The following is a 13,051-nucleotide window of genomic DNA, read 5'->3' on the forward strand; positions in this document are numbered from 1 at the left end:
CGTTTATTGCTCACTCTACTTGTATCTTTCTAAGTTCGTTGTAGACTTTAGCTTGTTAAGCTTACGGCATTATTTTTTACTTTTATTAATTTTTTGTAGATAATGTCTGCGAAACCTAGCAAGTAAATTGAACCAATGGCGAATAATAAGGCTCATTGAGGCCATGCCAATATTGGATGATAACGAGGCGTAAAAATGAAAAAAACAGCTATCGCAGTAGCAGTGGCAGTAGCCGCTTTTGCAACAGTTGCTCAAGCAGCTCCAAAAGATAACACTTGGTATACAGGTGCTAAATTAGGTTGGTCTCATTACGAAGACACTAAATTCACTCCTAACGGTGGCCCATCAGTAGGTAGTTCTACTGAGCGTGACACTTTAGGTGCAGGTGCATTTGCTGGTTACCAATACAACCAGTACATGGGCTTCGAATTAGGTTACGACTGGTTTGGTAAAATGAAATACAAAGGCGCTGACAAAGGCGACTTAACCTCTATGGGTGTTTCATTAACCACTAAATTAAGCTATCCAATCATGGATGACTTAGACGTTTATACTCGTCTGGGTGGTATGGTTTACCGTACAGAAGCTAAAGCTAACCAACGTAACTACAAAGAAACTGATACTGGCGTTGCGCCTGTATACGCATTGGGTCTTGAGTACGCAATCACTCCAGAGTGGGCTACTCGTTTAGACTACCAATGGGTTAGCAACTTAGGTGATAAAGACAATATCGGTACTCGTCCAGACAACGGCATGCTGAGTGTTGGTGTTGCTTACCGCTTTGGTCAAGAAGAAGCTCCAGTAGTTGCTCCAGCTCCAGTTGTTGAGCCAGCAGCTCCAGTTGTTGAAAACAAACGTTTCACACTGCGTTCAGACGTTCTGTTTAACTTCAACAAAGCTTCTCTGAAACCAGAAGGTCAGCAAGCTCTGAACGAACTGTACAACGAACTGAGCAGCATCGACCCAACTCAAGGTCGTGTACTGGTTGTTGGCTTCACAGACCGTATCGGTTCACAAAACTACAACCTGCCACTGTCACAAAAACGTGCTCAGTCAGTTGTTGATTACTTAGTATCTAAAGGCGTTCCAGCATCTGCAATCGCAGCTGAAGGTCGCGGTAAAGAAGATCCAGTAACTGGCAACAAATGTGACGCTGTTAAAGGCCGTGCTGCTCTGATCGAGTGCTTAGCGCCAGACCGTCGCGTTGAAATCGAAATTCAAGGTACAACTGAAGTTGTTACTCAACCAGGCGCTTAATTCTTAGCCCTCGTTTGAATTTTGAACTAAATACAAAACCCCAATTGCGATTGGGGTTTTTTTTTGACTTAAAACTATGGAGGCTTTAGATTATTCAAAATCTATTTTAATAGCAGCTAATCCAACTTTTTACTAATCCAGTCAAGATACCTAACGATCATCCATCAATGCATTATTCATCACCACGATTTTTTGTAGTGCCTAGTATTGCTTGGAGATCCTGTTTCAATGTACTCATCTGATTTTCATATCTATCTTTATGTTCTGCATCTTCGATCAACTGGATGATCGTTTCTGACAATGTTTTATTCCGTTTTACCGCTAAATTAGATAAACGTTGCCAAACTGAAAAATTCAAATCTATTGATTTTTTTCGTGTATGCGGGTGCTCTGCATTAAAATGTCGTTTACGCCTAGCTCGAATGCTTTGCTTCATCCGGTTATCAAGATCAGGATTCATATGCAGTGAAATCCATTTAAGCACTTCGCTAGGTCTATTTTCCGTTTTTAACAGCAATTCTATCGCTTCTTTTTCTGCGCTTCGTTCGATGTAACGGGTAATCGCTTCGCCAGCACGTGCTTTATTCACGAGGTACTCCCATTTCCAGCCACATTCAAGATTTTCAAGCTGCTGATATTTCATAATTTTTCCTGAAGAAAACCGAACCTATCTTTATATTAGCAATATTATAAACAAAATGCTCAAGCAGAAATTCGATTTAGTTAAATATTCATTTTTTCAGCAAAGAAAATAACCGTTCCTTGTCTAAATAGTGTAGAATCCGCATCCACCTGTTAACAATTTTATCATCATGCATGTCAACTTTTGAAAACATACTCGTCATCTATGGGGTTGGCGGCCTATGTGCAATGTTATTCACCCTATTTATCACGAAAGATCCAAGCTGTATTATGCGTCTACTTAGTGCTCTATTAATTGGCTTCACTTGGCCAATGACACTCCCTGTTGTGCTCATGTTTTCGTTATTCTAATCGATATTTCAACAATTATTGCTGCAAGATTGCCTATCAAAGGCTAATATAACAGTCTTGCCCACTGGGTAATTTACTGGCTTGAAAATCGTTTATAAAACAAACAATACGAATGGTCAATTGACCGAATAAACACAATCAAGTACATGCGCCCAGCTAACTGGCAGGCATTTTATTTATAACCCTATTAATAGCAGATAATCATAGTGATCAGTCAAGAACTAACATGGCAAGGCCTAATTCCTAATTTATCGTCATTTCAGACACATTTAGTCTCTTCAGAATCTCTGAATCCCGCAACATTTTCCGATATTCAACCTCGGTTATTTGATGGAATGCAGCGTTTCGTTAAGGAATTAGCGCATACCCGCTTTATGTTTATCAAATCTGATGAAAGTGAGGAGTATCTTTGCACTTATGCAAATGCAATTAACTCATTACTAGAAAACACATCAGTCATTGATGGGGATTATCAATTATCTGAAGATAAACATTCTTTCCAGTGGAAAGACGGCATTAAAAGCCGTTTTTCAACTCAGCAACCTATCGCTTATCGGCATTGGGTAGAACCAGAGCAATTATTGGGTTATGTTACTCCATCATTGCAACTCGTCCCGGGCCTAGTTCATCAAGTTAATGGTGGAGTGCTTGTAATAGCAGCAAACGCATTAATTAGCCAACCACTTATGTGGAACCGTCTAAAAAACATGGTTAACCGACGCCAATTAGAATGGTTACCCTACTCTGAAAATCAACCATTACCTATTGCTATAGAGCCTCAGCCCCTTGAGCTCAACGTCGTGGTTGTTGGGGATAGGCTCGCATTAGAAGAACTTGAATATAGTGCACCAGAAATCTTCGATAGCGCTATTTATGGGGAATATGAACCTATCATGTTCTTCGAAGATGAAGAACAATTGTCCCTGTGGATGAGTTATATCAAATCCATTATAGAAACAAATTCATTACCTAATATTGCAGCTGATGGGTGGGTTCCTTTTATTCAGCAAGCAACGCGTTATTGTGAAGATAAATTCAATCTACCACTAGATACCCCTTGGTTAACACGCAGTTTGATAGATGCATCCCATTACTCAATCAATGGGCAGCTTACGCAAGAATCCTTTACCAAAGCAATTGAAAACCGCTTATGGCGACACAGTTTTCTGGCTGAGCGTACGCAAGATGATATTTTACAAGAACAAATATTCGTCAAAACAGAAGGCGAAGTTATTGGCCAAATCAATGGATTATCTGTCTTGCAATATCCTGGACATCCAGAAGCGATTGGCGAGCCATCTCGGATTACCTGTGTTGCTCACCTTGGTGATGGTGAATTCACGGATGTTGAGCGCAAAGCAGAGCTTGGCGGTAATATTCATGCTAAAGGCATGATGATCATGCAAGCTTACTTAAACTATGAACTGAAACTGGAACAACCACAGCCATTTTCAGCATCAATTGTTTTTGAACAGTCATATGGTGAGGTTGATGGTGATAGTGCCTCTCTCGCTGAACTATGCGCGTTAATAAGCGCCTTAGCATTACAGCCTATTGACCAGCAAATTGCGGTGACAGGTGCTGTTGACCAGTTTGGTTATGTCCAACCAATCGGTGGAGTCAACGAGAAAATTGAAGGTTTCTTCGATATCTGCGAAAAACGCGGCTTAACAGGCGAGCAAGGTGTGATTATTCCCATGGCTAACGTGCGCCATTTATGCACCAAAGCAGAAGTAGTTGAAGCTGTAAAAGCGGGTCAATTCCATATTTGGCCTGTCGAACATGTTGCTCAAGCGATTACATTATTAACGAAACAACCTTACTTTGAACAGCAAGTGGAAGGCGATAACGTACACTTGTTAGCTTTAATTCAAGAACGTATTAACCAAGCCAATTCCCCTGATAAAGCCAGACTTCCTTGGTTCTTGAAGTGGATGAGTTAAGTAAAGATTGCGTAAAAAATAGCAGATCGGAGTTGTTCAGCGTACAAGTGTAAGCTATCCTGTACCCCTACACATAATAAAGGCTATCTGAAGAACATGGTTGATAAACGCGAGTCCTACACTAAAGATGATTTAATTGCTTCTGGAAAAGGCGAGTTATTTGGGGAAAATGGCCCTCCACTGCCATCAGGAAATATGTTGATGATGGATCGCATCGTCAAAATGACCGAAGATGGTGGCACCTTTGATAAAGGCTATGTCGAAGCTGAGCTTGATATTAATCCTGAACTTTGGTTTTTTGGCTGTCATTTTACTAATGACCCTGTTATGCCTGGTTGTTTAGGTCTTGATGCTATGTGGCAGTTAGTTGGTTTTTACCTCGGCTGGTTAGGCGGCGAAGGTAAAGGCCGTGCTTTAGGTGTGGGTGAAGTTAAATTCACTGGCCAAGTTCTGCCAACAGCGAAAAAAGTCACTTACCGTATCAGTTTCAAACGCGTGATTAACCGTAAGCTGATCATGGGCTTAGCTGATGGAGAAGTATTCGTTGATGGTAAATTAATTTATACCGCAACAGACTTAAAAGTCGGTCTATTCAAAGATACCAGCGCTTTCTAAGTCACTGAAATGCAAACCTCCGCAATTGCGGAGGTTCTTAAATTGAGTGATATCTTTAATTTAAAAACCCACAAATAATTCCAAAAGACAGGCAGGTTATTTAACCTAAAGGTTCAGATAATAGTGGGATTAAACAACGGCTACGGTTCGATCCTCCATCGCTTTACGCCAACCACCTAACCAGTGCGAACGAGCATCTACAGCCTGATATGGACACAATTCTTTAGAGCGCCCTGCTAAACCAGCTTGATAACCTCTTGATAAAGCCCTTTCTAAACGGTCTCGCTTCTGTCTTTTCATGCCTTACTTCCCTCATCATTTAAATGGAAAAGAAAACAGCACCTACTATTTCTTAATAGGTACTCTATAGAAATAGCGCCCACCGAACAGAAAATCAAGTAAAGATTTTCATATATTTGTCATAATTGGCATAAATGTGACTTGTATAGCCCATTTATAACAACCATTTGAATCTATTGAAATTTATAAATATCTCTTTAATAATCATCATTTTAGAATAACTAAAAACGACTATTTTTAAACCTATCCTAAAAGCGTGTTTAAACAGAATTTCTAATGACAAAAAAATGCACCTCAGGTAATAGTAATCATTACGTATACCTAAAGTGCACTTAGAAAACGAATTAAAAGATGATTAATTAGTGTTTATTAATTTCATCAGCAATCCCTTTGGCAACTTGCTGCCAACCTGCTGCCAACGTACGGACTAATTCAGGATAACCATCTTCCTGCTGATCCAGTTGGACATCAAAATTACGACGGATCACATTTTTATCCTTTGAGTATGTCCAGAAGCCTTGAATGAGCACCTTACCATCATAACGACCATTAAAAGCCGTGAGTGTAATATCTAAGGTATCTGGTGAGTTTTGTAGTGGCTGCAACGAAACTAGCTTTTCAGGTAACGTTGCTGACAATTCACTCACCATTGACTGCCCTAGTTGCTGCTCTAATGGGCTTGCCCATAAGTGTGTACTTGCATTGGTGTAGCTTACATCTGTCGTTTGATAAGTGATGCCGTTCGACGTCAATACATCCGATAACATAATGCGCTGCAACCATACTTGGCCTTTATTCATCACCGCCACAGATTGCGTTTCAGAAGCGTGTATTGGCAACTGGTAATACATTTTTTCTGGTGTACTACTACACCCTGCCAACAACAAAACAAATATCGATATCAGATATCTCATTATTTTTTAACTCCTTTCGGCTGTACATCCTTAGTTGGTTCGGCTTCAAAGACTAATGCATTACTCTTATTGTTTAACGTTCTTAACAGTGGCTGAACTTCTCTCAAGACTTGGTCTAAACGCTGCATATTATCCACCATCTTATTATAAGCAGGTGAGCCTGGTTGAAAGCCTTGCATTGCACGGTTCATTTCTTGCAACGTTTTTTGTAAATCATGTGGTAAATTTTGGAACTCTTTACTTGCCATTACTTTATTCAGCTCAACTAACATTGCGTTGGCTTCTTTTACCACTTTTTGCCCTTCTGCTAACGTTTGTGTGGTTTGGTTCAACATAGGCTCAATTGGCATATTGTTGATTTTATCCAGCACTGCAATCACTTTTTGCTGAATCTGCGCTAAACCACCACTGGTCGTTGGAATGATTTTATACCCAGCAACCACCGTTGGGCCTTTATATGGCTCAGCATTAGGGACAAAGTCTAAATCAACAAATAGTGCACCCGTCAGTAAATTACCCGATTTCAATGATGCTCTTAACCCATCTTTCATTGCTAATTTTAATTCATTTTTTAAATTAAAATTCGCGCCTACATCTTTAGAAAAACGCTCTGGTTCGATATGAATAAGGACAGGGATTCTAAAGTCATTATCCAGTGATTGGTCTAAACCCGCGGTATAGAACGGAACCTGTGCAACAGTCCCTAAACGAATACCCCGGAATTCAACAGGTGCCCCAGGCTGCAGTCCACGTACAGAATCAGAGAAAAAGAGAACAAAGTCTTGGTACTGGGTATACAGTGAATTTTGAATACTGCTTTGGTTATCAAACAGTTCAAACTCTGTATTTTCCTTAACACTGGCTCCAGGAACCCATCCCGCAGGGACATCAAAACTTACACCGCCGGTTAATAAAGTGGCAATTGACCCCATTTCGACATGTACACCTTGAGATGACATATCAAAGGCAATGCCACTGTCTTTCCAGAAACGCACGTTTGAACTGATAAGTTTGTCATAAGGCGCATTAATAAACAGTTGATAACGCATATCGCGCTTATCCATATCAAAGTTACTGGTTTCGACAGAGCCTACGCGGTAACCACGGAATAAGACAGGGTCACCTGGATTGAGCTGCCCCGCTTTATCACTGGCTAAAATAACGCGGATACCTTTAGCATCAGGAGATGCTAAAGGTGGTGTATCTAACAAGGTGAATTCAAAGTGTTCTTTTGCTGCAAGACCAGGCTGAAGCTCAATATAAGCTCCTGAAAGTAACGTTCCTAGGCCTGTAACACCATCGCGACCAATTGCAGGTTTAACAATCCAAAATGCCGAGTCAGTACGAAGTAACTCTTTCATTTCATTATTTAAACGCGCTTTAATGATGACACGGCTAAAATTGTCATCTAGCGTCACGCTTTCCACAACACCGATATCGACACTGCGGCTTTTAATTTTGGTCTTACCAGCTTCGATTCCTTCCGCATTGTAAGTGATCAATGTCACTTCTGGGCCTTGGTTACTAAAGTGATAAAATAAGATCCAGGCCCCAAGTAAAACTGTGACAATTGGGATCACCCATACAGGTGACCAACTTTTTAGCTTACTGACTTTGGCATTGGCCTGTGGTGTTTCTTGTGAGGTCACCCTATGGCTCCTTCTTGTTCAGCAGTATTCACTGCATTTTTCGCATCACAACGATCCCAAGTCAATCGAGGGTCAAATGTCATCGCCGCAAACATCGTTAAAATCACGACAACACCAAAGAAAATAATCCCCATCGCAGGAACGATGCTCATTAACTGCCCCATTTGGACTAAAGAGGCCAAAATCGTAATCACAAATACGTCAATCATTGACCAGCGACCAACATATTCCACCAGCTCATAAATAAAATGCATACGATGAGGATCACGGTTGCCATACCCTTTTGAATCAAGGCACAACCAAGCAATCCCAATCATTTTCAGCGTAGGAACCATAATACTGGCGACAAAGATAACCATAGCAACGGGGTATGAACCATCCCCCCACAGCAAAATAACCCCATCAATAATTGTGGAGTTTAAGTCACTGCCTAATGTGTTTGTCGTCATCATCGGCAGCACATTTGCAGGAATATATAACATAATGGACGTCACAAGCAGCGCCAATGTCCATTGTAAACTTTGATGCTTACGAACACTGCCATAGGAATGGCAACGTGAGCATTTAGATTGTTCCGCAGGTAAAATCGCAGTGCAAACCAAGCACAAGCGTATATTTTGGCTTATACCTGTTTGACCCACTTTCAATGGATGTATGAGCTTTGGTGCAGCTTCAATACGATTCCACAACCAATGCCTATCCAGGCATTGGAATGCTCTCACCTGTAACATGCAATATATACAGTAAGGCAAAAAACTTAGCCCAATACCAATATCACCGTAGGCAATCAATTTGACGAAACTGACTAAAACACCCGCTAAGAAAATCTCCGCCATACACCACGCTTTCATTTGGAATAAAATCCGCGTGATCACTACTTTAATCCCTTTAGGAATATGAACTTGTAGCCCTAAAAGGATAATGGTGACCATACAAAAAGCAGGTATGACTAAAGAGAAAAACAAGAAAAATAGCGCCAGACCGCTATAACGCGTCGTGGCGATAATTTCAATGATTTGAAAAAGCGAAATTTCATTTTCAATACCCGCTGCGCTCATTTTTACAAAGGGAAACATGCACGCAATGAATAACATAATCAACGCACTAAACGCATAGGCAGCGGGCTGCTTATACGGATATCGCCACTTTGAAACTAATGTCGTCTCACAGCGTGGACAGGTTGCTTTACTGCCTTGTTCCAATTCAGGAACCGCAACCAACATATCGCACTGAGGACAAAGTACATGTTCATGAGACTCATGGGTACACAAAGAATATTCGCTCCTCTAATCGATTAATTAGCTCATCCGTTCTTAAGCAATTCAAGCTCTTGCCAGCGGTCAAACGCGTGTTCCAGTTCCGCTTCTTTTGCTGCTAACTGGCTTAATGTCTGCTCTGTAACATCATGAGGTTGATTGAAGAAATCCGCATCACCAACTTTAGCTTGCAGTGCTTCAATTTCCGTTTCCAGTTGTTCAAGCTTAGCCGGCAGTTGTTCCAGTTCACGTAATAAATTATAACTGAGTTTATTTGGGCGCTTTGCCACTTCTTTTGGCTTGGCTGTTTTTTCTTGCGCAGCTACTTTACTCGTTTGTTCGGCTTTCAAACTCACGGTTTGTGCTCTTTGCTTTTGCGCGTCAAAATAGCCACCCACAAAACGGTTAATAATGCCATTGCCTTCAAAGATCCAGCATTCTGTTACGCTATTATCAACAAATTCACGATCATGGCTCACTAGGAGGACAGTTCCTTGGTAACCATCCACTAACTCCTCAAGTAACTCTAATGTTTCGACATCAAGGTCGTTGGTCGGTTCATCAAGGATCAGTAAGTTACTTGGTTTTAAGAATAATCGAGCTAATAATAACCGATTACGCTCACCACCTGATAAGGCTCTGACAGGTGTCATTGCACGTTTTGGTGGGAACATAAAATCTTGCAAGTAGCCTAATACATGGCGTGGCTTGCCATTTACCATCACTTCTTGTTTGCCTTCCGCTAGGTTGTCCATGACAGTTTTATCAGGGTCTAATGCAGCTCGATGTTGGTCAAAATAAGCAACTTCCAGTTTTGTACCACAATGCACACGACCGCTGTCTGCTTGTAAATCACCTAGCATTAAGCGCAATAGTGTGGTTTTACCACAACCATTTGGCCCAACTAATGCAATTTTGTCACCACGCATCACCTGTGCAGAAAAATCGTTTACTAGAACTTTATTATCGATTTGATAATTAACGTTTTCCATTTCAAAAACAATTTTACCTGAGCGGGCTGCTTCACCCACTTGCATTTTCGCTGTTCCCATCACTTCACGGCGCTCTGAACGCTCAACTCGCAGTGCTTTCAGGGCACGAACACGCCCTTCGTTACGGGTACGACGCGCTTTAATACCTTGGCGGATCCACGCTTCCTCTTGAGCCAGTTTTTTATCGAACTCTGCATTTTGCATTTCCTCAACGCGCAAGGCTTCTTCTTTACTGACTAAATAATCATCATATGTCCCTGGCCATGAGGCTAGCTGTCCGCGGTCTAAATCGATAATACGGGTTGCCATATTACGAATAAATGAACGGTCATGGGAAATAAACACGATACTGCCTTGGAAATCTTTAAGGAAGTTTTCCAACCACAGAATGGTTTCGATATCTAAGTGGTTTGTTGGCTCATCTAAGAATAAAACCCGTGGGTTGCTCACTAACGCACGCCCCAGCGCCGCTTTACGTAGCCATCCCCCAGAAAGGGAGGAAAGCTCCGCATCCGCAGGTAAGCCCAATTTTTTCAGCACATCGCTGATACGAGAATCCAATAACCATAAATTACGGTTATCAAGAACTTCTTGTAATTCAGCCATTTTATTTAAGTTTTTCTCACTAGGATCTTCTTCCACCACTTTGGCAATATGGTGGTAATCCTTCAGGTATTGCGCTTGCTCCGCAACACCTTCTGCAACGAAATCAAAAATGGTGCCTTCCACATTACGCGGAGGATCTTGCTGCAAGCGTGCAACAACTAAGTCCTGTTCGTAAACCAGTTGGCCATCATCCAAAGGTTGTTCTTTCGTCAGCACACGCATCAGGGTTGATTTACCCGCACCGTTTCGACCAACCAAGCAAACACGCTCGTTATCTTCAATATGAATTTCAGTATTATCAAGTAATGGCGCATCACTGAAGGAAAGGTATGCACCCGATAAATTAATTAAAGCCATTGATTCTATCCTTTACTCTGCGTGGCGAATTAACCAGCAGTTATGAATTTGACGATTACGTGCAAAATCTTCAGAAAGCGTTTTCGCAGTGATTTCTTGTGCTTGTAGTCCTAGCTCTTTGATTGCTTCCATATCCATTTTGAAACCGCGTTTGTTGTTTGAGAACATCACAGTTCCGTCGCGGCGTAATAGTCGTTTTAAATGTGTAATCAGTTGTACATGGTCACGTTGCACATCAAATGTGCCATCCATGCGTTTTGAATTTGAGAATGTAGGTGGATCAATAAAGATCAGATCAAATTGTTCATTGCTGTTTGCTAGCCAGCCTAAACAATCAGCTTGAATTAAGCGATGTTGACGCCCCGTTAACCCATTCGCTTGTAAGTTTTTTTCTGCCCATTCAAGGTAAGTACGGGACATATCGACTGATGTCGTGCTTTTCGCGCCCCCCAAACCTGCATGCACGGTTGCCGTACCTGTATAACAGAATAAGTTTAAGAAATCAGTACCTTTGCTCATTTCCCCTAACATACGACGTGCGATTCGGTGGTCTAAAAATAGCCCTGTATCAAGGTAGTCAGTTAGGTTAACAAGCATTTTGGCATTGTATTCTTGCACCAAAAAGAAATCGTCTTTTTGTGCCAGTTTTTCGTATTGCTGTTTGCCTTTTTGGCGCTGACGTGTTTTTAACACCAATTGATTTGATGTTAATTCTAATACGTTCATCGTCGCCGTGATCACGTCAAATAAACGCTGACGTGCTTTACGTTCATCAACAGTTTTTGGTGGTGCATATTCTTGGATCACCACTTTGTCACCATAGATATCGACTGCAACATTATATTCAGGCAAGTCAGCATCGTAGACACGATAGCTTTCAATACCCTGCTGTTTTGCCCACTTCGTTAATTTTTTCAAATTCTTACGTAAACGGTTCGCAAAATCAGGGGAAATTTCCGCAACGGTTTCAGAAGGCGTAGCCGCTAATTGGTAATTTTTTTGTACACAATCTAATGGACCATTTTTCGCTTTGAATTCGCGCTCTGAACGTAATTGCAAACAGCTTAATAATTCAGGTGAAGCGCTGAAAATCGATAAACGCCAGCCTGGGAAACGCGCTTTCACGACACGGCCTAATTGGCTGTGTAAGGCAATTAAGGCTGGCTCACTTTCTAAACGCTCACCATATGGTGGGTTACTGATAATGGTGCCGACTGCTTCTGTTTTAACGGGGTTTTCTAACGCAGCCGCATCACCTTGATTGAAGGTAATGACATCTTGAAGGCCTGCCCGACGCGCATTCGCGCGCGCCATTTCCAGCACACGCTTATCAATATCAAAGCCATAAAAACGCGAAGTATTCTCTTTTAAGCCTTGGCGAAAACGCACTTGTGCTTCTGTGGTTAGCTCGCGCCATAATTCGGCATTAAATTTTGACCATGCATAAAATCCCCAATGGGTACGATGCAAACCCGGTGCTTTGTCTGTTGCCATCATCGCGGCTTCGATTAATAACGTCCCCGAACCACACATTGGGTCAACTAATGGTGTACCTTGCTGCCAACCAGAACGGTTAATGATCGCCGCGGCTAACGTTTCTTTTAATGGCGCTTGCCCTGCTAAGTCACGGTAACCGCGAATATGCAGAGAATCGCCACTTAAATCTAACGCTACGCTGGCTTTTTCTTTATTCAGGTACACATTAATACGAATATCTGCCTGTTGGCGTGCAACATCAGGACGTTGGTCTAACTTGCGAACAAAGCTGTCGACAATGGCATCTTTCACTTTTAAGGCGCCATATTGACTATTACGAATTTCTTCGTTAGTCCCTGTAAAATGCACTACAAACGTATCATTCACAGAAAAAATTTCAGACCAGTCAATCGCCTGTACACCAAGGTATAAATCTAAGTCACTGTAGACATCAAAATCATTCAATGGCAATAAAATACGCGATGCCAGCCGACTCCACAGTAAGCTTTGGTACATGACCCGTTCATCGGCCTGAAAATAGACGCCCCCTTGGGTCACTTTGCACTGGCTAGCACCGAGAGCTTCCAGTTCCGTTTTCAGTAGTTCTTCTAGGCCACGAGCTGTGCTGGCAAACAGAAAATTCATAGTATTTATTACCGATTTCGATGAAAAATTGTTGCGCATTATAGCTAA

11 protein-coding genes are annotated in these 13,051 nt (G+C 41.6%); 4 read left to right on the forward strand and 7 right to left on the reverse strand.

The annotated features are described in order from the left end of the window. Positions 1–195: 195 nt before the first annotated feature. Positions 196–1,257, forward strand: a complete 1,062-nt coding sequence (gene ompA, locus AABS66_RS08400) for a porin OmpA (RefSeq protein WP_206086674.1) — start codon at positions 196–198, stop codon at positions 1,255–1,257. Between the two features lie 172 nt (positions 1,258–1,429). Here the strand turns inward: ompA and matP are convergent, their stop codons facing one another. Beyond that, a complete protein-coding gene (gene matP / locus AABS66_RS08405; protein WP_206086673.1) occupies positions 1,430–1,900 on the reverse strand; it encodes a macrodomain Ter protein MatP in 471 nt (156 codons plus the stop codon). A 173-nt stretch (positions 1,901–2,073) separates the two neighbouring features. Here matP and AABS66_RS08410 point away from each other — a divergent pair, with 173 nt between their 5' ends. From AABS66_RS08410 to fabA, 3 genes are all read left to right on the forward strand, one after another. Beyond that, positions 2,074–2,250 carry a GhoT/OrtT family toxin gene (locus AABS66_RS08410; protein WP_206086672.1) on the forward strand — a complete coding sequence of 59 codons (177 nt, stop codon included), beginning with the start codon at positions 2,074–2,076 and terminating at the stop codon, positions 2,248–2,250. A gap of 206 nt (positions 2,251–2,456) precedes the next feature. Then, positions 2,457–4,193 (forward strand): Lon protease family protein, encoded by a 1,737-nt coding sequence (locus AABS66_RS08415; RefSeq protein ID WP_272573496.1) that lies wholly within the window; start codon positions 2,457–2,459, stop codon positions 4,191–4,193. 96 nt (positions 4,194–4,289) lie between these two features. Further along, positions 4,290–4,808, forward strand: a complete 519-nt coding sequence (gene fabA / locus AABS66_RS08420) for a bifunctional 3-hydroxydecanoyl-ACP dehydratase/trans-2-decenoyl-ACP isomerase (protein WP_206086670.1) — start codon at positions 4,290–4,292, stop codon at positions 4,806–4,808. Positions 4,809–4,937: 129 nt separating this feature from the next. Here fabA and rmf read toward each other — a convergent pair whose 3' ends face one another. The 6 genes from rmf to rlmKL all read right to left on the reverse strand — a co-directional run bounded on the left by rmf (position 4,938) and on the right by rlmKL (position 13,003). Further along, positions 4,938–5,108, reverse strand: coding sequence for a ribosome modulation factor (rmf, locus tag AABS66_RS08425; RefSeq protein WP_004909639.1), 171 nt, complete (start codon positions 5,106–5,108; stop codon positions 4,938–4,940). Between the two features lie 359 nt (positions 5,109–5,467). After that, positions 5,468–6,022: a membrane integrity-associated transporter subunit PqiC gene (gene pqiC / locus AABS66_RS08430; protein WP_430224766.1), complete on the reverse strand. Its 555-nt coding sequence runs from the start codon at positions 6,020–6,022 to the stop codon at positions 5,468–5,470. Further along, positions 6,022–7,671, reverse strand: coding sequence for an intermembrane transport protein PqiB (pqiB, locus tag AABS66_RS08435; protein WP_206086668.1), 1,650 nt, complete (start codon positions 7,669–7,671; stop codon positions 6,022–6,024). The genes pqiC and pqiB overlap by 1 nt, the downstream gene beginning before the upstream one ends. Continuing rightward, positions 7,668–8,942, reverse strand: coding sequence for a membrane integrity-associated transporter subunit PqiA (gene pqiA / locus AABS66_RS08440; protein ID WP_206086667.1), 1,275 nt, complete (start codon positions 8,940–8,942; stop codon positions 7,668–7,670). Before pqiA ends, pqiB begins: the two co-directional genes overlap by 4 nt. A 32-nt stretch (positions 8,943–8,974) precedes the next feature. Then, the gene (locus AABS66_RS08445) at positions 8,975–10,882 is read right to left on the reverse strand and encodes an ABC transporter ATP-binding protein (RefSeq protein WP_206086666.1); all 1,908 of its coding nucleotides are present in this window, start codon (positions 10,880–10,882) and stop codon (positions 8,975–8,977) included. 12 nt (positions 10,883–10,894) lie between these two features. Further along, positions 10,895–13,003: a bifunctional 23S rRNA (guanine(2069)-N(7))-methyltransferase RlmK/23S rRNA (guanine(2445)-N(2))-methyltransferase RlmL gene (gene rlmKL, locus AABS66_RS08450; RefSeq protein ID WP_430224767.1), complete on the reverse strand. Its 2,109-nt coding sequence runs from the start codon at positions 13,001–13,003 to the stop codon at positions 10,895–10,897. Positions 13,004–13,051: the final 48 nt, after the last annotated feature.

It is taken from the genome of Providencia sp. SP181, assembly GCF_050446505.1.
GTDB lineage: Bacteria > Pseudomonadota > Gammaproteobacteria > Enterobacterales > Enterobacteriaceae > Providencia > Providencia vermicola.